The sequence below is a fragment of the Bradyrhizobium sp. USDA 3240 genome (assembly GCF_054063295.1).
In genome coordinates this window covers 761,826-782,837 of sequence record NZ_JBSSGD010000002.1, presented here as the reverse complement: position 1 = coordinate 782,837, position 21,012 = coordinate 761,826, and the positions used below count along the sequence as shown (strand labels likewise).

The window sequence follows — 21,012 nt, the reverse complement described above, 5'->3', positions numbered from 1 at the left end:
TGGAGCGGCGCTGGAATTGCAGCTCATGGTTGAATGTGGTCCTGCTTCTGCGATTCCGGAGCAGCCCCGAGGAGGTACTCGCCAAGGTTTCGTGACGAGGTTATCAATCTCGCATACCTTTTCTGTGTATTTCAGTGCAGGGGTCTCTTCGTGAATGCGATTACCGTTGCGCCGGCGATCGCGCTGAAACGCCCGGCGGACCATTTGCCGGAACAACCCAACGTCATCGTTGATCGTTCGATCGATGCCGCGCCGGTCAAACCGGAGGTTGTTTCGTCGAATGCCGAGGCCCCGAAATCCGCCTATCCTGCGGCCGCCAAATTGCCCACCCAGGTCGGTCCAAGAGGACTGCAATTCGACTTCAATGACGGCGCGCGAATTGTTTGCCCTCATGGCGAGCAGCCCTGGAAGGTGAGGATTCGGGATCTCGACACAGGCAACGTGTTGTTCGAAACGGAATTCGACGGCGGCTATGTCAACAGCAGCAAGCGCTACTACATCCGTTTCGGAATAGAAGTTTCCCAGCAGGGCGAATCCGTCCTTCATCATGAATACTCGGCGAAAGATCGCGCTGTCCTGATCCAGTTTCCGGTCGGGACGCTCGGCGATACAATTGGATGGTTTCCCTATGCCGTGAAATTCAAGGACAAGCACGGTTGCAAGCTGAGCTGCGCCATGGGAGCGCCGCTGATCGAACTGTTCCGCGACGCCTATCCTGACATCGAGTTCATCACGCACGAAAAGGTAAAGCCGGAGCGATATTACGCGACCTACAGCGTCGGACTGTTTTTCGACGACAAGGATTGCGTCTATCAGCCGACCGATTTTCGCCATGTCGGGCTACATCGGACCGCGGGTTACATCCTGGGCGTCGATCCGACAGAGCAACCACCGCGCATCGCCGTCAAGGATGACAAGAGGCCGATTGCCGAGCCCTATGTGTGCATCGCGGTTCAGAGCACCACGCAAAGCAAATACTGGAACAATCCCCATGGTTGGCGCGAGATCGTCAATTTCCTGAAGGCGGCCGGCTACCGGGTGGTCTGTATCGACCAGAAGGCCGTTCACGGCACTCAGTTGATCTGGAACCACATTCCGAACGGTGCCGAGGATGAGACCGGCGACAAGCCGCTCGCCGAGCGATTTCGTTACCTCAAGCATGCTGACTTTTTCATTGGTCTGTCGAGCGGCCTGTCGTGGCTTGCATGGGCATCGGGAACGCCGGTCATCATGATCAGCGGGTTCACCCATCCGACCAACGAATTTGAAACGCCTTACCGCATTGTCAATTTTCACGCGTGCAACAGTTGCTGGAACGATCCGCGGGTGCGTTTCGACCACAAGGATTTTTCTGTGGTGTCCGCGGCATGCAAATTCACCGCGACAATTTGAATGCACACGGCTGATTACGGCCGATCACGTAAAGCAGGTTATTCAGCGCATACCGGGATTTCCGGTCGGCGCCAGAGCGTAGTCCGTAAAGCATATCGACGCGGACGGGCATCGATGCCCGAAACCGGCAAATGAATTTTATTCTGGCCTAGAGGCAGAGCCATGCAGACGATTTCCAGCGGCGCCACCGTTACCGTATCTTCTGGCACAGAATCCGACGATACCGTCCTGGCTGGCGGCACGCTCATCATTGAGTCCGCGGGCAGCGCCACTGGAACGACTGTGTCCGGCGGCTCCGAGGTGATTTCGAGCGGTGGTGTCGACAGCGGCGCCACTATTCTGTCCGGCGGCAGCCAGACTATCTCCAGCGGCGGTCTCGGCGTCTCGGCCACCGTGTATGGAGGCGGCACGATCAACGTTTCCTCGGGCGGTGCGGCGTCGTTCCTTACCGTGTCTTCGGGCGGCACGCTGAACGTTGCCGGAACGGTGACAAGCCACGTTGAGGTCTTTTCGAACGGCCTTGTTGTGATTGCTTCCGGCGGCATCGAGACGGGCACTCCCGGCAGCGACGAGACGATTGTGTCGGGTGGCACGGTCAGCGTGACCTCGGGCGGCCAGCTCTCCTTCTTCACGGTCAGGAGTGGCGGCCTCGTCACGGCCGACTTTGGCGCGACGATCCACGACTTCGGCGTCAGCAGTGGCGGCATCCTCAATCTCGCAGGTTCTCAGACCAGCAACTCGGAGGTCTTCGCCGGCGGCACCGAGAATGTCTTTTCGGGAGGCAACGCGCAGAACTTCGATGTGTCGGGGGGCACGCTGAACGTGCTCTCCGGCGGCAATGCGCAGTCCTTTACGGTGTCGGGAGGCTCGCTCAATGTCCTCTCCGGAGGCCGGTCCGAGTTCTTCACCCTGTCGTCCGGAGCCTCGGCCAGCGTCGCAACCGGCGGCAACGTTCACGATCTGACCATATCGAACGGAGCAACGCTCAGCCTTCTGGGTACGGCGACGAACTTCGTGTTCGTTGGGGGCGGCGCCACGTTGAACGTCTCTGCCGGCGGTGCCCTCAGCGGTTCATTGGATCCATCCGCCCTCCCGACGGTCACCGTTGTGGGCACAGTGAATGCATCCGCGGGTGCGTCCGTCAGCTACGTTGCGGTCAACAGCAACGGCGCCCTGAACTTGCAGGCCGGCGCGTCCGCGCATGACATCAATGTGAATAGCGGTGGCCAATTCAATCTCGCGGGGAGCACGACCAGTAACATCAACATCCACGACGGTGGCCTGGAAACCGTTTCCTCCGGAGGAGCCGAGAACGGCGCCAATGTCTTCGGCGGCGGTGAGCTCGATGTCCTTTCCGGCGGATCGGCAAACGGCACGATGGTCAATGGTGGTCTGCTGAAGCTGTTCTCAGGCGGGACCCTCAGTGGCGTTTCGGTCAATTTCGGCGCCGTAGAACTGATCAGCGGAGCGTCCGTTTCGCAGCTTTCCAACACCACTTTTGGTAGCGGTACCGAGCTTGATGTGGGGCCTGGCGCTGTCGTGAGCGGCTATTCGGTGGGTAATGGCCCGATCCTCGAGGTTCTGTCGGGCGGCTCAACCTCCGCCATCACCGTCAGCGCGAATGGAACGGAGATCGTGCTTGCGGGCGGCACGGCCCGGGGCACCATCGTTGGCAGTGGCGGCTTCATGCAAGTCGGCATTCCGTCGTTCCAGGGATCGGGTGGTTCGGCGGGTGGAACCGCGAGCAATACGACCGTGGCGGGCGGTCAGCTCGATGTGAACTCCGGTGGCCTTGCGGTGTCCACCACGATTTCCGACAACGGCGGCGCACAAGTCACCTCGGGCGGTGCAGTATCCGGAACGACGATCTCCAACTCCGGCGGCATGACCGTCCTGAGCGGCGGCACGGCGGCCGACACGACGGTGCTGAGCGGCGGCTACTTCCAGCTCGGATCGTTCAACGGTAGTGCCGTTTCGGCCGGTGGCAGCGCGACGGGCACGATCCTGTCTGGCGGCTTCGAGGCCGTCTTCAGTGGTGGCGTCGATTCCGGCGCCACGATTCTGTCGGGTGGCAATCAGGTGGTTTCCTCTGGTGGCGTCACCATTGGCGCCACGATCTCAAGCGGCGGCATGTTGAATGTGTCGGCCGGCGGTTCGGCCGCGGCGCAAGTTTCAAGCGGAGGTGTTGAGGATGTTTCGTCTGGCGGCCTGACGTTCAACACTGCGGTCTTCGGCGGCGGCGCCTTGAATGTTTCCGCCGGCGCGACGGCGCACGACGTCACCCTGTCGGGTGGAACGCTCAATCTTGGCGGCACCGTCACCAGCAACGTTTTCATCTCGAGCGGCGGCATAGAAAACGTGCTGGTGGGAGGATTGGTCTCGGCATCCTCCAACGGTGTAGGGACGACGGTTTCGGCCGGCGGCATCCTTAACGTGATGGGGACCACGTCCAACATGGTGGTGGTGTCCAGCGGCGGCGTCGAGAACGTCTCGTCCGGTGGCGTCATCCAGGGCACCATCAGCGGTGCGGCCAGTGCGGGAACATTCATTGCGGCCGGCGGAACGCTCAACCTCCTGGCCGGAGGCTCGGCCAGCATGATCAACGTGGCCGGCACGCTCAACGTGCAGGGCAAGATCACCAGCAATGTCACCATTCAGAGCGGCGGCCACGAAATCGTCTCTGCAGGTGGCTCCGTCACCGGCGTCACCGGTTCGGGGACCGTCATTTCCGGACTCGTCGACGTTCTCTCCGGCGCGTCGTTCGAATATGCGACAGTCTTCAATGGTGGTGACCTGAATGTCTCGTCCGGTGCGACGGCGGACCATATCTCCGTCTCGAGCGGCGGCATCTTCAACGTTGGCGGCACGGTTCTGAGCAATGTCTCGGTCTTTGCCGGCGGCATCGAGAACGTACTCTCCGGAGGCGTGGTTACCGGTGTGACCGGCTCCGGAACCGGGATTTCGGGTGGCACCGTCAACGTGTCCTCGGGAGGCGCAATCGACCACACGACCGTCATCAGCGGTGGCGTGCTGAACATTAAATCTGGAGCCGCGGCGCACGACATCGCGGTGTCGAGCGGTGGTGCGCTCAACGTTGCCGGCGCGGTGACGAGCAATGTCGCGGTCTTTGCCGGAGGCAATGAGATCGTTTCCTCGGGCGGCTCCACGGGGCCGGTCACGATCTCCGGCGGCGTGGTCGAACTGCGGGCCGGCAGCATCGCGAACGGCGGCATCACCTTCAGCGGTTCCGGCGGTCAGCTCAAGATCGATGGCACCTCCCTGGCCGGCACGACGATCAGCAGTCTGGTGCTGGGCGACAGCATTGATCTGGCAGGCCTCAATTTCGTATCGGGTGGGTCGGCGACCTTGCAGGCCGGCAACATCCTGCACGTCACCGAGGGGGCATCCACCTTCAATCTGCAGCTTGATGCGATACCCGGCGTGCGGTTCAGCGTCAGCGCGGATTCCGGCACCGGAACGCTGGTCACGACACGTGCCGATATCGCGCCGGTCACGTCAGCGTCCAACATCCATGCAGGCTCTGGCCAGACCTCCGTGCTGGCTTCCAGCCTCTTTACGGTGTCGGACGCCGATGGCGATCCGATCACCCAATACGCGTTCTGGGACACCGGCGGCAACGGCCACTGGGTGGTGAATGGTGTCGCCCAGGCGGCCAATGCCGAGATCGATGTTGCGGCGGCGAACCTGTCGCAGGTGAGCTACGTCTTCGGTCCAAACGGATCGACTGATACCCTTCGCGTTCGAGGCAATGACGGCACGGTTTGGGGCGACTGGACTCAATTTACGGCCAAGGCATTTGGCGACAACGCGCCAACCGTGAACGCAGTCAACGTGACTGCGGCGCACGGCCAGACGTCGATTGCTGCATCGAGCCTGTTCACGGTGAGCGATCTGGACGGCGACACGATGACCCAGTACGCGTTCTGGGACACCCAAGGTAACGGACATTGGGCCATCAACGGCGTCGTGCAGGCCACCAACGCCGAGATCGATGTTTCGGCAGCGAACCTGTCGCAGGTGAGCTACGTGTTCGGCCCCGGCGGTTCGACATCAGATACGCTCTGGGTGAGGGCCAATGACGGTATCTTGTGGAGCGCCTGGCAGAGCTTCACGGCGTCGCCGGGTCCCGACACGGCTCCGGTGGTGACGGCACCGAACGTAACCGCGGTTCACGGGCAGACGTCGGCGCTCGCCTCGAGCCTGTTCTCGGTCAGCGATGCCGAGCACGACACGATCACCCAGTACGCGTTATGGGACACGCAAGGTAACGGACATTGGGCCATCAACGGTGTCGTCCAGGCCACCAACGCCGAGATCGATGTTTCGGCGGCGAACCTGTCGCAGGTGAGCTACGTGTTCGGCCCCGGCGGTTCGACGCCCGATACGCTCTGGGTGAAGGCCAATGACGGCAGCCTGTGGAGCGCCTGGAAGAGCTTCACGGCAACACCGGGCCCCGACACGGCCCCGGTGGTGACGGCACCGAACGTGGCCGCGGTTCACGGGCAGTTCTCGGCTCTCGCCTCGAGCCTGTTCTCGGTCAGCGATGCCGAGCACGACACGATCACCCAATACGCGCTCTGGGACACGCAAGGTAACGGACATTGGGCCATCAACGGCGTCGTCCAGGCCACCAACGCCGAGATCGATGTTTCCGCGGCGAACCTGTCGCAGGTGAGCTACGTGTTCGGCCCCGGCGGTTCGACGCCCGATACGCTCTGGGTGAGGGCCAATGACGGCAGCATGTGGGGCGCCTGGCAGAGCTTCACGGCAACACCGGGCCCCGACACGGCCCCGGTGGTGACGGCACCGAACGTGGCCGCGGTTCACGGGCAGTTCTCGGCTCTCGCCTCGAGCCTGTTCTCGGTCAGCGATGCCGAGCACGACACGATCACCCAATACGCGCTCTGGGACACGCAAGGTAACGGACATTGGGCCATCAACGGCGTCGTCCAGGCCACCAACGCCGAGATCGATGTTTCGGCGGCGAACCTGTCGCAGGTGAGCTACGTGTTCGGCCCCGGCGGTTCGACGCCCGATACGCTCTGGGTGAGGGCCAATGACGGCAGCATGTGGGGCGCCTGGCAGAGCTTCACGGCAACACCGGGCCCCGACACGGCCCCGGTGGTGACGGCACCGAACGTGGCCGCGGTTCACGGGCAGACGTCGGCGCTCGCCTCGAGCCTGTTCTCGGTCAGCGATGCCGAGCACGACACGATCACCCAGTACGCGTTATGGGACACGCAAGGTAACGGACATTGGGCCATCAACGGCGTCGTCCAGGCCACCAACGCCGAGATCGATGTTTCGGCGGCGAACCTGTCGCAGGTGAGCTACGTGTTCGGCCCGACCGGCTCGACGCCCGATACGCTCTGGGTGAAGGCCAATGACGGCAGCATGTGGAGCGCCTGGAAGAGCTTCACGGCCACCCCGGGGCCCGACCACCTTCCGGTCGTTTCGGCTTCGAACGTGGTGACGGTCTCAGGGCAGACGTTCGCCGCATCGAGCCTGTTCAGCGCCACGGACGCCGACGGCGATACCATCACGAAATATGCGCTGTGGGATTCCAACTCGAACGGGCACTGGAGCGTCAACGGCACATCGCAGCCCGTGAATACCGAGATCGACATCACTGCGGCGCAACTTTCCCAGACGACCTATCAGGCCGGCTCGGGCACGGATCAACTCTGGATCCGGGCCAATGACGGCATTGCGTGGGGAGCCTGGCAGCCCTTCAACGTGACGGGCGAGAGCTCCACCAATGCCACCATCGCATCGGGCAGCACCCTGGAATTGACCGGAACGTCGAATGCCACCGTGGCGTTCCAGGGTTCGACGGGGACGCTCAAGCTGGACAATTCCGCGAGCTTTGCCGGAACGGTCGCCGGGATGACCGGTTCGGATGCGATCGATTTCGCGAACATCAGTTTCGCGAACGTTCACACCCCGAGCTTCAGCGGAAACGCATCGGGCGGAACGCTCACGGTGACGGACGGCACCGTCACGGCGAGCATTGCGCTGCTGGGCAACTACATGGCCTCGACATTCGCGACCTCGAGTGACGGCCATGGCGGGACCCTGGTTGTCGATCCGCCGGCGACGCAGGTCAGCCAGCTGGCGCAGCCACAGCATGCGTGAGGCTGCGACGGTGAGGCATGTGGAGAGATCGCTGAGATAGGATGATCGTGGGGACCTGTTGCGGGTCCCCACAAAGCGTTTGTCGGAGCCGGATTGGAGAGCAACGGGCGGGCGTCAGCGGCGTCCTTCGCGGTCCTGCGGTCGCCATTTTTCCCTCATGGAGGGTGCCGATCGCCACGTGAACCTTTTGCCCAGATGTGTAGACGTAATGGCTACCGGGATTTTGCATTTCCTTCCTGGGGCTAGAGCCGACGCCGTCCGCATGCATTTTAAGCGGGCGGTGTTGTGCTGATCTGAACCACCGCCCCGTCGCAGTATCCTGCTCCCGCGCGCGGAGGCGGCCTATGAAGCGTATGCCCACGAGCGAAGCGATCATCACCGTCGCCTTGTTGGTGATATTCGCGCTCGTGATCTGGTTTGGCGCAATGCCGTGACTCAGGGAAGCGACACGACTCGCAGGTTGTTTGTGCTTCCCGCCTGTCCAAAGGGAATGCCGGCGACCACGACCAGCAGGTCGCGGCTTGATGCAAACTGCTCGGCATGTGCGAGAGCCGTCGCGCGCTCCACCATCTCCTCATAACTCCCGACGTCATCGGAAAGAACGCTGTGCGCGCCCCAGAGCAGGCACAGGCGCCGCGACACTTCGCGGCTCGGGGTGATGGCGAGGATCGGCAGGCTCGGCCGCTTGCGCGCGACGCGTGCGGCCGTGGTGCCACTCGAGGTGTAGGCCACGATGGCCGCGGCGTGAATCACGGAGGCAAGGTCGGCGGCGGCCGTTGCAACCGCATGCGGCGGCGTTTGCTCTTCGCCGGGCTGGGTCGCCTCGACGATCGAGCGGTACATCTTGTGCTGTTCGGTGCTGCGGATGATGCGATCCATCATCTCGACGGCCTCGCGCGGATATCGCCCCGTCGCGGATTCCGCCGACAGCATCACTGCGTCAGCGCCATCATAGATCGCGGTCGCAACGTCGGAAACTTCCGCACGGGTCGGTGTCGGCGCGGCGACCATCGAGTCCAGCATTTGCGTGGCGACGATCACGGGCTTCACCGCGAGACGGCACGCCCGCACCAGCTCCTTCTGACGCCCCGGCACGTCCTCATGCGGAATTTCGACGCCGAGGTCACCCCGCGCCACCATGATGGTGTCGCACAACTGGATGATGTCGTCGATCCGCTCGAGCGCCGCCGGCTTCTCGATCTTGGCCATCAGACCGGCGCGGTCGCCGACCAGACTTCTCGCCTCGATGATATCGGAGGGCTTCTGCACGAACGACAGGGCGACCCAATCGACGCCGAGGTTCAGGCCGAACTCCAGATCGAGGCGGTCCTTGGCGGTGAGTGGCGACAGATCGAGCACCGTCCCCGGCAAATTGACGCCCTTGTGGTTCGAGATCGTGCCGCCGACGATCACCTTGGCTTCGATGAAATCGTCACCGAGGCCGGCGACGCGAACCCGGACCCTGCCGTCGTCGATCAGAAGGTCGTGGCCGGGGGCCACGGCGGCAAAGATTTCCCGATGCGGCAGCGGAATCGACGTTCGCTCGCCCTCCGATCCGGACAGCACGAACCGGATGGTCTCGCCGGCCGCCACCACAATCTTGCCATCGCGCAAGGTGCCGACGCGGATTTTCGGACCCTGGAGGTCCATCAGAATGCCGATCGGCCGGTTGACTTCCTGTTCCAGCTTTCGGATCGCGGCGTGGATGGTTGCGTGGTCGCTCTGGGTTCCGTGGCTGAAGTTGAGACGGAACGTATCGACGCCGGCCAGCAGCAGCGCCTTGAGCATCTCGGGGGAACTGCTGGCGGGGCCGACGGTCGCGACGATCTTGGCCCGTCGATGACGACGCATGGGTTACCTCATGGCTGGCTTGCCGGCCGCAATTAGCACGGCGCGGATATCGTTGACATTGGTAAGCGTTGGCCCGGTGCGCACGAGGTCTCCAAGGCGGTCGAAGAACGTGTAGCTGTCATGGGCTGCCAGATAGGCCCGCGCGTCGAGGCGATTGGCGGCAGCGCGCCGCAGGGTATCCGGACTGATCAAAGCTCCAGCCGCATCTTCCGTTCCATCTATACCATCGCTGTCTCCCGCAATCGCCCAGATATCGGACGTACCGGACAAAGCGATGACAAGCCCCAGCAGGAATTCGGTGTTGCGGCCGCCGCGGCCCGCCGGCCCGCGTCCGATCGTCACCGTGGTCTCGCCGCCGGAGAGTAGCACGGCAGGGGCCGGGCCGGGTTGCCCATGCCCCACGACCGAGCGGGCGATGCCCGCCATCACGGTTCCGAGTTCGCGCGCCTCGCCTTCGATCGCGTCGCCAAGGATGATCGGGGTCAGGCCCTCATCTCGCGCTACTCTTGCCGCAGCGTCAAGCGCGTGGATCGGCGCGGCAAGGATGCGGACGTCTGCGTCGATCTCGCCGGGTTTCGGGGTCTCGTCGGCTTGCGCGAGCACAAGCCGCGCCGCGTCCGGCAGGTCGATTGCAAACCGGCCCACGATCTCCTGCGCATCGGCTTTTGTGCTGCTGTCCGGCAGCGAGGGACCGGAGCCGATCGCTGTGGGATCGTCGCCGGGAATATCCGAGATCACAAGCGTCGCGACGTGGGCGGGGTGGGCTGCGAGCGCCAGCCGTCCACCCTTGATCGCGGACAGATGTTTGCGGACGACGTTCATCTCGGCAATCGTTGCGCCGCTTGCAAGGAGGGCACGGTTGACCGCCTGCTTGTCGGCGAGGGTCATCGGGGATGCAGGAAGCGTCATCAGCGCCGAGCCTCCGCCGGACATCAGGGCGATGACGAGATCATCCGCTGAAAGTCCCTGAACGGCGCTGAGCATGCGAAGGGCGGCCGTCTTGCTCGTGTCGTCAGGCACGGGGTGAGACGCCTCGAGCACTTCGATGCGGCCCGCGGGAACTGAATGGCCGTGGCGCGTGACCACGACACCCGAAAGGTCGACGTCAGGCCAGGCCGCGTCGAGGCCTGCGGCCATCGCGGCCGATGCCTTGCCGGCGCCGACGACAATGCATCTGCCCTTCGGCTTTGCCGGCAGGGCGCGCGCGATGGTCAGCCTCGGATCGCAGCTGGCGATGGCAGCATCGAAGATCTTCCGCAGCGCCGTTCGAGCACGCAGGTCCGTCCAGTCAGTGTTCAATCGCCGCGCTCCGGCCAGGTGCAGGCGCGATCGCGGTCTTTGCCGTCGTCTCACTGCCGAGAATGAAGGCGCGCCGCATCGGCTTGATCACCAGCAAGGCCGTCAGGGCCGCGGTGGCATTGAGCGCCACCGCGACGATGAACACGGCTTGCCAGCCGAGCTGCGTGGAAATGATGCTTGCGAGCGGCACGAGCAGCGCCGCGGTGCCCTTCGCTGTGTAGAGCATGCCGTTGTTGGTGGTCGCGTATTTGGCGCCGAAGGTGTCGCCCGAGGTCGCTGGAAACAGGCTGTAGATTTCGCCGAAGACGCCGAAATAGACCGCCGTGGCCAGCACGAAGACAACCGGAATGTGGCCGTAGGTCGACAGCGTCAGCAACATCAGCGCCGCAGTCGCGAACGCAATGAACATCGTGTGCTCGCGGCCGATCGTGTCGGAGACCCAGCCGAAGAACGGACGGCCGAAACCGTCGAACACACGATCGAGCGAGATGGCAAAGGTCAGCGCCGCCATCTGGAAGCCCGCCAGGGTGACCGGCGCATCCGCGATCTTGAAGTCGTGGGCGATCGGCCCGATTTGCGCGGCGGTCATCAACCCGCCGGAAGCCACCATGACGAACACCAGGTACATGACCCAGAAGATCGGCGTGCGCAGGACCTGCGGCGGCGTGTAGTCGATCGCGCTCTGCGGCAGATTGAGCTGCTTTTTCCTGGGGGCCTCGACGCCATGCGGCGGGCGGACGAACCAGGCCAGCAGGAGAACGATCAGGCCTTGCCCGATACCGAACGTCAGGAACGTGCTTTGGTAGCCGCTGGTGGCAATCATGTTGGCGATCGGCACGACGGTGAGGGCCGCGCCGGCGCCGAAGCCTGCGGCGGTCGCGCCTGCGGCGAGGCCGCGCCGGTCCGGAAACCATTTCAGCGCGTTGCCCACGCACGTGCCGTAGACGGCACCGGCACCGATGCCCGCGACAATAGCCGCCGCATAGAGCATGACGAGCGAAGAGGCGTATGAGTTCAGCACCCAGGCCAATCCGATCATCAGCCCGCCGAACGTGATGACGATGCGCGGGCCGTATTTGTCGACGAACCAGGCTTCGACCGGCACCAGCCATGTCTCCGTCATCACGAAGATCGTGAAGGCGAGCTGGATGGCCGGACGACCCCAGTGATATTTCGCGTCAATCGGATCGACGAACAGCGTCCAACCGTATTGAAGGTTGGCGATCATCGCCATGCAGACGATGCCGATCGCGAGCTGGAACCAGCGGAAGCCGCCGGGCGACGATACCGGTTTCGTGCTGGAGATCATGTGCGCTCCCAAAAGAGGTGTTGGTCGGTTGTCCGGCTGCGTCGGGCTGTCGCCCTGACGCTGCCTACTGACGAAATTCGTTGGTCAACTCACCGATTCCGTCGATCGCGACGGTGACGGTATTGATCGGCTCCTTCATCACTCCGACGCCGATCGATGTCCCGCAGCAGATCAGGTCGCCCGGCAACAGCGTCATGTCGTGCGAGATCTTGCTGACCAGCGCCTGCGCGCTGAAGATCATGTCGGCGATCGGGTAGTTCTGGCGCTCCACGCCGTTGAGGATGGTGCGCACCACCAGGCGTGCGGGGTCGACGCCCGAGGCAATCACCGGACCGAACGGGCCATATCCGTCAAAACCCTTGGCCCGCGCCCATTGCGGGAAGGTCGGGTCGCGATTGAGGATGTCGGCGGCGGTGACGTCGTTGGTGCAAGTATAGCCGAAGATGAAGCCGTCGGCCTGTTCGGGTGTGACGGCCGTGCAGCTCTTGCCGATGACGATGCCGAGTTCGCCTTCGTAGGTCGTCTTGCCATCGTAGCCCCGGGGACGCGTGATGACGGCGCCAGGCGCGGTCACGCTGGTCTGCGCCTTCAACAAATACAGCGGTTCGGCCGGCTCAGGTGATTTCAGCTTCGCCGCCAGCGCGTGGAAGTTATTCCAGAGCGCGACGATCTTGCTCGGCTCGGTGGGCGCGAGCAACTCGACATCGTCAAGCGCCAGCGTCTGTCCGGTCGGTCGTGTCTCGCCGAACATCTCGCCCGTGTGCACGGCGATGCCGGACGGGGTGAGTTGCCCGAAGCCGATTTCGGCATGGTGGCGGAAGCGGACCCAGCGCGTCACATTGGCCATCGTGATCACGCCACCGCAAGCGATTGGGCTTCGACGCCGGCCGCCCCGTCGTAGAGGCCTGCCAGTCTGGTGCGCTGCGCGACCAGCGCCAGCACCGCGTCGAGGGCGGGCGTCGCAATATCAGTCATCCGGCCCATCTCCTGCACCACGGTGATCAGCGGATCGATCTCGACGGGACGTCCACGCTCGAGATCCTGCAGCATCGAGGTCTTGTGCGCGCCGACCTTGCGTGCGCCCTCGATGCGGCGTTCGACATCGACCCGGAACTTGACGCCGAGGCTTTCCGCGATCGCCTGGGCTTCCAGCATGATCGCCCTGGACAGCGCCCGCGTGCCGGGATTGGTGCAGATGACGTCGAGGGTCGCGTGGGTGAGGGCGCTGATCGGGTTGAAGCAGACATTGCCCCACAGCTTGAGCCAGATCTCGTCTCGGATGCGGTCGAGAACCGGCGTCTTCATGCCCGCCGCCGTGAACAGGGCGGCAAGCCGCTCGACGTCAGGCGTGATCTCGCCGGAGGGTTCGCCGAGCGGAAAGCTGTTGCCGTAGACGTGGCGGATCACGCCGGGCGCCTCGATTTCGGTGGCGGGATAGACCACGCAGCCGATGGCGCGCGCGGGATCGAGCTCGTTCCACTGCCGACCGCCGGGATCGATGCTCTCGAGCGCCGATCCTTCGTGCCGTCCGCCGTGCTTGTAAAAATACCAATAGGGAATGCCGTTCACGGCGGTGACGATGCGGGTCCGCTCACCCAGCAGCGGCCGCATCGGCTCGATGACGCCGGTGATCGAATGCGCCTTGAGGCAGATGATGACGAAATCCTGCTCGCCGAGTTCAGCGGGGTTGTCGGTGCAGCGAGGATGCACCACGCGCTCCTCGTCGCCGATCAGGAGCTTCAGGCCGTTCTGCCGCATCGCGGCGAGGTGCGCGCCCCGCGCCACCAGGCTGACATCGGCGCCAGCGCGCATAAATTCGACACCGAGATAGCCGCCGATGGCGCCGGCGCCGTAGATGCAGACCTTCATGAAATCCTCGCGAGCAGAGTGGGGGCACAGCATGAGCCGCAACGGCTCGAACCGGGTTGCGTGACAATGACCTTGGGAAAATCCGTCAGGCCGCGCAGGCGGCTTCCTCCAGGGCAAAGCCGATGTCCCGCATGCTCACGACGCCGACCAGCCGGCCGTTGTCGATGACGGGGATATGGCGGATGTCGTGACGGACCGTCACACGCTCGACATCGGCGAGCGCATCCTGCGAAGTGCAGGACACCAGCGGCCGCGGCGAAATGAACTGCGCGACTTTCGCGGCAAGACCACCCGTGCCGCGCTCGGCGATCACAGCGACCACATCGCGCTCGCTGAACATTCCGACCACGGCGGCGTCGACGCTGCGCGAGCCGTTCCTGACCACGAGTGCGCCGACATTGCTCGCGTACATCAGGTTCGCCGCAATGCTCACGGTTTCGCTCGAGCCGATCGTCACCACGTGCGCACTGTTGGTACGAAGGATGTCCCCGACATACATGGTATGGTCCTCCCGGTTGCATCATTGGATCGTTAAGAAACAATCGTGGTATACATTATCCCAGAAGTCAAACAAAAGAATCGGCGTGTTCTGAAAGAAAAACGGCAAAAATGCTTACCTATTCTTGCTTATTCTCGAATTCCGCAACCTTGACTCAGGGGTCTTTTGGTATGCCATATGCCAATTGTGACGCTCGTTATCGGCGAGCAATTTCGTTCTGAACCGCAACCGGTTAGGGGCAGGTCGTGATGAAAAGAGAGCCGATCCGGCGCAAGCCGTCCGATCCCGATCTTCGCGCTCCGTCGGATCAGGACGCGCGAGACGGCGGCGTTCAATCTGTCGATCGCGCGATGCAAATCATGGAAGCGCTTGCAGAGGATGACGAAGGCTATCGGCTGACCGATCTTGCGATCCGCATCGGCTTGCCGCCGTCGACGGCCCATCGGCTGCTGACGACGCTGGAGAATCGCAGGTTCGTGCAGTTCGACCGCGATGAGTCCAAGTGGCATATCGGCGCGCAAAGCTTCGTGGTCGGCTCGACGTTCATGCGCCGGCGCAATTTTTCCGCGCGGGCATTGCCCTATCTGCGCAAGCTGCGCGACCAGACCAGGGAAACGGCCAATCTTGCCGTCGTTGATGACGACTCCATCATCGTCGTATCCCGTATCGAGAGCCGGGAGATCATGCGCTCGCTGACCAAGGTCGGCGGACGTGTGGCGTTGATCGCGTCGGGTGTGGGGAAGGCGGTGCTGGCCGCGTATTCCGATGCGGACATCAACGCGATCATTCGTCGTCGCGGCATGCCGCGCCTCACGGAAAAGTCGATCATTCGGCCGGGCGAGCTGTTCAGGGAATTGGAGACCGTGCGACGCCAGGGCTATGCGGTGGACGATGAAGAGGCGCGGCTCGGCCTGCGCTGCGTGGCCGCCGTCGTCTTCAACGATTGCAGCGAGCCGTTCGCCGCGGTTTCCGTATCGGGGATGGCGGATCGTCTGACGGACGAGCGCTTGCCGGAGATCGGCGCCATCGTGCACCAGATCGCAGCCGAGCTCTCGGCAGAGCTTCGCGGCAGCAGCCGCACGCAACCGTAGCAGGCGCAAGGCCTGCTGCTGTTCTCGGCTTTGCCGGTTTCCATTGTTTCGCAGGCGCTAATCTCTTGGAGAGATGCAAGAAATCGCAAGCGCTGCCACTGTGCGGAAAATCCAATCGATTGCGTTGAGATCGATGATCGCGGGCCTGATGATCATACTCAGGCCAACTCATAGCGAAGCGGGATCATCAGATGAAGATGCGAGCAATCGATGCAGCAGTGCGCATTCTCGAACGCGAGGGGATCACCTGCGCATTCGGCGTTCCCGGCGCCGCGATCAACCCGCTTTACTCCGCGCTGAAGCGCAACGGCTCGATCCGGCACATTCTGGCGCGCCATGTCGAAGGCGCCTCGCACATGGCGGAGGGCTACACCAGGGCGAAAGCGGGCAATATCGGCGTTTGCATCGGCACGTCGGGCCCGGCCGGAACCGACATGATCACCGGCCTCTATTCGGCGATCGCGGATTCGATTCCGATCCTCTGCATCACCGGGCAGGCGCCGCGGGCGCGGCTCTACAAGGAAGATTTCCAGGCCGTCGACATCGAGGCGATCGCAAAGCCGGTGACGAAATGGGCCGTCACCGTGCGCGAGCCGGCGCTGGTGCCGCGCGTGTTCAGCCAGGCCTTCCATATCATGCGGTCGGGGCGGCCGGGACCGGTGCTGATCGATCTTCCCCTCGACGTGCAACTGGCCGAGATCGAGTTTGACGACGAGACCTATTCGCCGCTGCCGGTCTATAAGCCTGCGGCGACGCGCAAGCAGATCGAGAAGGCACTCGAAATGCTCAACGCCGCGGAGCGGCCGCTGATCGTGGCCGGTGGCGGGGTGATCAACGCCGATGCATCCGAGCTGCTGGTCGCATTCGCCGAAGCGGTCAACGTTCCGGTCGTCCCGACGCTGATGGCGTGGGGCGCCATTCCTGACGATCACGCGTTGATGGCCGGGATGGTCGGCTTGCAGACCAGTCACCGCTACGCCAACGCCACGATGCTCGAATCCGATTTCGTGCTCGGCATCGGAAACCGCTGGGCCAATCGGCATACCGGCTCGATCGAGACCTACACCAAGGGCCGCAAGTTCGTTCATGTCGACATCGAGCCGACGCAGATCGGACGGGTTTTCAATCCGGACCTCGGCATCGTGTCGGACGCCAAGGCCGCGCTGGAAATGTTCGTGAACGTCGCCCGCGAGTGGCGGAAGTCCGGTAAGCTGCGCGATCGGCAGGCCTGGCCCGCAGCCTGCCGCGACCGCAAGCGCTCGATGCTGCGCAAGAGCCACTTCGACAACATCCCGATCAAGCCGCAGCGCGTCTACGAGGAAATGAACAAGGCGTTCGGCCGCGACACCTGCTACGTGACGGTGATCGGATTGTCGCAGATCGCGGGTGCCCAGTTCCTCAACGTCTATCAGCCGCGCAACTGGATCAACGCCGGGCAGGCCGGTCCGCTCGGCTGGACGCTGCCCGCTGCGCTCGGCGTGCGCGCCGCCGATCCCGGCCGCGACATCGTCGCGCTGTCGGGTGACTACGACTTCCAGTTCCTGATCGAGGAGCTCGCGGTCGGGGCGCAGTTCAATCTGCCCTACATCCACGTCGTCGTGAACAATTCATATCTCGGGCTGATCCGGCAGGCGCAGCGCGGCTTCGACATGGACTATCACGTCCAGCTGTCGTTCGAGAACATCAACGCACCCGAGATCGGCGTCTACGGTGTCGACCACGTGACCGTCGCGGAAGGGCTGGGCTGCAAGGCGATCCGGGTGACGGATCCAAACGAGGCACAGGCCGCGTTCGCGACCGCGCGCGTGCTGATGGCCAAGCATCGCGTGCCCGTGGTGGTGGAGTTCATCCTCGAGCGGGTCACCAATATCGCGATGGGAACCGAGATCGACAACATCGTCGAATTCGAGGAGGTGCTCGATCTCCCGCTCGATGACGTGCCGAGCGCACAACGATCCGGCACGCTGTTGCCGGCCTGACGACATCATCCAGCGCTGCCCCAAGCGGAGATAGACCCGTGCCTCAATTTGCCGCCAACCTCACCATGCTCTTCAACGAGCTGCCGTTTCTCGATCGGTTCGTCGCCGCCAAGGCCGCCGGCTTCAATGCCGTCGAGTATCTCTTTCCATACGACTTCGAAAAGGGCGCGTTGCGCGAGGAGTTGGCGCGCTGCGGGCTGACCCAGGTGCTGCACAATCTTCCGGCGGGCAATTGGGCCGCCGGCGAGCGGGGCATTGCGATCCTGCGCAACCGTGTCGATGAATTTCGCGACGGCGTGGTGCGCGCGATCGACTACGCGAAGGCGCTGGATTGCCGGCAGCTGAACTGCCTGGTCGGCATCGCTCCCGCCGGTGCGGATGCAGCCGACCTGCGCGAGACCCTTCTGTCCAATCTGCGCTTCGCCGCCGCTGCGCTCGGCCAGCACGGCATCAAGCTCCTGATCGAGCCGATCAACACAATCGATATTCCCGGCTTCTTCCTGAGCGGGCCGGAACAGGCGGTGCAGCTCATTTCCGACGTGGGCTCATCCAACCTGTTCATCCAGTACGACATCTATCACATGCAGATCATGGAAGGCGATCTGGCGCGGACCCTGCAAAAGCATCTCGACCGGATCGCGCATGTCCAGCTCGCCGACAATCCTGGCCGGAACGAGCCGGGGACCGGCGAGATCAACTATCCCCATTTGTTCAAGCATCTCGACAGCATCGGATATCGCGGCTGGATCGGATGCGAATACAAGCCGCGGACGACCACGCTCGAGAGCCTCGCCTGGCATGCCGCGCAGACCTTCGTGACCTAGAGCTTTTCCGTTCCGATCGAATCGGAACCGAACTCTGGACTTTGTTTTGATGCGTTGTCCGCTTCGCGGGAGAACGCTCTAACCCGCCTGACAGGAGCGACGACAATGAAAGATATCGGATTTATCGGGCTCGGCACCATGGGACGTCCGATGGCGAGCCACCTCCTGGCTGCCGGCTATCGCCTGTTCCTGCACGACGTTGCACCGCTTCCGCCGGAGCTGATTGCAGCCGGCGCCATCGCTTGCGAGTCCGCGAGGCAAGTGGCGCAGGAAGCCGACGCCGTGATCATCATGGTGCCGGATACGCCGCATGTCGAAGCCGTGCTGTTCGGTCAGGGCGGCGTCGCGGAGGGGGTGTCCAAAGGCATGATCGTGGTCGATATGAGCTCGATCTCGCCGCTGGCGACGAAGGAGTTTGCACGTAAGATCGATGCGCTCGGAGCCGACTATCTCGACGCGCCGGTTTCCGGCGGCGAGGTCGGTGCAAAGGCAGCAAGCCTGACCATCATGGTCGGCGGGCGGGAGCGGGCGTTCAACGCGATGAAGCCCCTGTTCGACGCGATGGGGAAGAATGTCACGCATGTCGGCGCCAATGGCGACGGCCAGACCACCAAGGTTGCGAACCAGATCATCGTGGCGCTGACCATCGAGGCGGTGAGCGAGGCGCTGCTGTTCGCGTCCAAGGCCGGCGCCGATCCTGCGCTGGTACGCCAGGCGTTGATGGGCGGCTTTGCCTCGTCCCGGATCCTTGAAGTGCACGGCGAGCGCATGTTGAAGCGAAATTTCGATCCAGGCTTTCGCATCGAGCTGCATCAGAAGGATCTCAACCTCGCGCTGGAGGGCGCGCGGGCACTCGGGTTGTCGCTGCCGGGCACAGCGGCCGCCCAGCAATTGTTCAACGCCTGTACCGCGCTCGGCGGCAAGGCCTGGGACCATTCCGCAATTCTGAGAGCGTTGGAGGTGATGGCTAGCCACGAGGTGGCGGCAGCCTGAGCTTCATGCAATGATCACGGTGCCGAACTGCAATGGCCAGTCCTGGTAACGAGCTCGACGGTTCGGCACCCGTATATAAAAGACCGATCTCTGGCGCCTTGACACGGTAAGTAAAAATATTATTACATGCCGTGGTTGGGAGATACGGTTGATGTTGCAGACAAAACGAAGCTATGGCGGCATGGTGACCGCGCCGCACCACCTCGCGGCGCAGGCCGGACTCGCGGTCCTGTCGGAAGGTGGCAATGCCATTGAGGCGATGATCGCCGCGGCGGCGACGATTGCCGTGGCCTATCCGCACATGAACGGCCTCGGCGGCGACAGCTTCTGGCTCGTCGGCCGCGCCGGTTCGAAGCCGGTCGGGATTCAGGCTTGCGGACGCGCCGCGATGGCAGCGGATCGCAGCTGGTATCGCGAGCGTGGCTGCAGCAGCATTCCCGGTCGCGGCCCGCTCGCCGCGCTCACCGTCGCCGGTACCGTCGACGGTTGGCAGAAGGCCTACGAACTCAGCCGCGATCGTCATGACGGCCGGCTGCCGATGGCGCGGCTGCTCGAGCCCGCAATCCGGCATGCCGAGGAGGGCGTGGCCGTCACCAGCACGCTACATGAGAACATCCGCAAGAAACGGCCTGAGCTCGAAAACGTGCCCGGCTATGCCGAGGTCTATCTGCCGCAAGGCGCCCCGCTCGCGCTCGGTGCGCGGCTGCGACAGCCGCGTGTCGCCGCGACATTGCGGCGTCTGGCCAAGGCCGGGCTGTCTGATTTCTATCGCGGCGAACTGGCGCGCTCGATGGCGGCCGATCTCGAGCGGGCAGGGAGCCCGCTGCGATTGGCCGATCTGGAGCGGCATCAGGCATCGCTGGTGACGCCGCTCTCGGTCGAGGTGTCCGGCCACAAGGTCTTCAACATGCCTCCGCCGACGCAGGGGCTGGCCTCGCTCCTGATCCTGGCACTGTATGCCCGGCGCATCGCCGGTGAAGCCGATGGCGTCGATCATCTGCATAGGCTCGTCGAATGCACGAAGGCTGCGTTCCGTATTCGCAACGGCCACGTGACCGATCCCGACTACATGAAGCGGCCGGCCGCCGAATTCCTGTCTGAACAGTCGCTGGCCGCGCTTCACGAAACAATATCCGATCGCCGCGCCGCGCCGTGGCCCGATCCGTCCAAGCAGGGCGATACGGTGTGGCTCGCTGCGACCGATCGCAACGGGCTCAGCGTCAGCTTCATTCAAAGCGTCTATTGGGAGTTTGGTTCGGGCGTCATCCTGCCCGAGAGCGGCGTCACCTGGCAAAACCGTGGAACGAGCTTCAGCCTCGGCGAGACCGATACCAATCGGCTGGATCCGGGACGCCTGCCGTTCCACACCATCCAGCCGGCGATGGCCGAACTCGGCGATGGGCGGCTGATATCCTTTGGCACGATGGGTGGAGAGGGGCAGCCGCAGACCCAGGCCGCGATCTTCTCCCGCTACGCCTTGCATGGCCAGGAGCTGCAGTCCGCGATTACGGCGCCGCGCTGGCTGCTTGGTCGCACCTGGGGCGAGGAAAACAACAATCTGAAGATCGAATCCCGCTTCGATCCCGCAATCATCGATCGGCTCCGCGCGCTCGGCCACGACATTCAGGTGACCGGCCCGTTCGAGGAGATCATGGGACACGCCGGCGCCATCGTCTGGCATCCGGACGGCCTGATGGAAGGGGCCAGCGATCCGCGCAGCGACGGCGTCGTTGCGACCCGCTGAGGGGCA

General features: G+C 63.6%; 13 protein-coding genes. 7 read left to right on the top strand and 6 right to left on the bottom strand.

The window, feature by feature from the left end; all coding sequences use genetic code 11:
• Positions 1-33 precede the first annotated feature (33 nt).
• The gene (locus tag ACVIGA_RS04260; RefSeq protein WP_456665410.1) at positions 34-1,392 is read left to right on the top strand and encodes an autotransporter strand-loop-strand O-heptosyltransferase; all 1,359 of its coding nucleotides are present in this window, start codon (positions 34-36) and stop codon (positions 1,390-1,392) included.
• A gap of 162 nt (positions 1,393-1,554) precedes the next feature.
• Entirely contained in the window at positions 1,555-7,548 is a 5,994-nt protein-coding gene (locus ACVIGA_RS04255) for a hypothetical protein (RefSeq protein ID WP_456665409.1), read from the top strand.
• A gap of 435 nt (positions 7,549-7,983) precedes the next feature.
• Here the strand turns inward: ACVIGA_RS04255 and pyk are convergent, their stop codons facing one another.
• From pyk to ACVIGA_RS04225, 6 genes are all read right to left on the bottom strand, one after another.
• Positions 7,984-9,399: a pyruvate kinase gene (gene pyk / locus ACVIGA_RS04250; protein ID WP_456665408.1), complete on the bottom strand. Its 1,416-nt coding sequence runs from the start codon at positions 9,397-9,399 to the stop codon at positions 7,984-7,986.
• 3 nt (positions 9,400-9,402) lie between these two features.
• Entirely contained in the window at positions 9,403-10,698 is a 1,296-nt protein-coding gene (locus ACVIGA_RS04245) for a glycerate kinase type-2 family protein (protein ID WP_456665407.1), read from the bottom strand.
• Positions 10,688-12,007, bottom strand: a complete 1,320-nt coding sequence (gene oxlT / locus ACVIGA_RS04240) for an oxalate/formate MFS antiporter (protein WP_456665406.1) — start codon at positions 12,005-12,007, stop codon at positions 10,688-10,690. The genes ACVIGA_RS04245 and oxlT overlap by 11 nt, the downstream gene beginning before the upstream one ends.
• Before the next feature lie 64 nt (positions 12,008-12,071).
• A complete protein-coding gene (locus ACVIGA_RS04235) occupies positions 12,072-12,854 on the bottom strand; it encodes a fumarylacetoacetate hydrolase family protein (protein WP_456665405.1) in 783 nt (260 codons plus the stop codon).
• Between the two features lie 5 nt (positions 12,855-12,859).
• Positions 12,860-13,876 carry a 2-dehydropantoate 2-reductase gene (locus ACVIGA_RS04230; protein WP_456665404.1) on the bottom strand — a complete coding sequence of 339 codons (1,017 nt, stop codon included), beginning with the start codon at positions 13,874-13,876 and terminating at the stop codon, positions 12,860-12,862.
• 85 nt (positions 13,877-13,961) lie between these two features.
• Positions 13,962-14,375 carry a CBS domain-containing protein gene (locus tag ACVIGA_RS04225; RefSeq protein WP_456665403.1) on the bottom strand — a complete coding sequence of 138 codons (414 nt, stop codon included), beginning with the start codon at positions 14,373-14,375 and terminating at the stop codon, positions 13,962-13,964.
• A gap of 248 nt (positions 14,376-14,623) precedes the next feature.
• On the opposite strand from ACVIGA_RS04225, the gene ACVIGA_RS04220 reads away from it, so the two are divergent.
• The 5 genes from ACVIGA_RS04220 (at position 14,624) to ACVIGA_RS04200 (ending at position 21,006) form a co-directional block, all read left to right on the top strand.
• Entirely contained in the window at positions 14,624-15,466 is an 843-nt protein-coding gene (locus tag ACVIGA_RS04220; RefSeq protein ID WP_223966251.1) for an IclR family transcriptional regulator, read from the top strand.
• A gap of 191 nt (positions 15,467-15,657) precedes the next feature.
• Positions 15,658-17,445: a glyoxylate carboligase gene (gene gcl, locus ACVIGA_RS04215; RefSeq protein ID WP_456665402.1), complete on the top strand. Its 1,788-nt coding sequence runs from the start codon at positions 15,658-15,660 to the stop codon at positions 17,443-17,445.
• A gap of 38 nt (positions 17,446-17,483) precedes the next feature.
• A complete protein-coding gene (gene hyi / locus ACVIGA_RS04210; RefSeq protein ID WP_456665401.1) occupies positions 17,484-18,269 on the top strand; it encodes a hydroxypyruvate isomerase in 786 nt (261 codons plus the stop codon).
• A gap of 105 nt (positions 18,270-18,374) precedes the next feature.
• On the top strand, positions 18,375-19,262 hold the full coding sequence (locus ACVIGA_RS04205; RefSeq protein WP_456665400.1) for a 2-hydroxy-3-oxopropionate reductase: 888 nt from the start codon (positions 18,375-18,377) through the stop codon (positions 19,260-19,262).
• 151 nt (positions 19,263-19,413) lie between these two features.
• Positions 19,414-21,006, top strand: coding sequence for a gamma-glutamyltransferase family protein (locus ACVIGA_RS04200; RefSeq protein ID WP_456665399.1), 1,593 nt, complete (start codon positions 19,414-19,416; stop codon positions 21,004-21,006).
• The last annotated feature ends 6 nt before the right edge of the window (positions 21,007-21,012 follow it).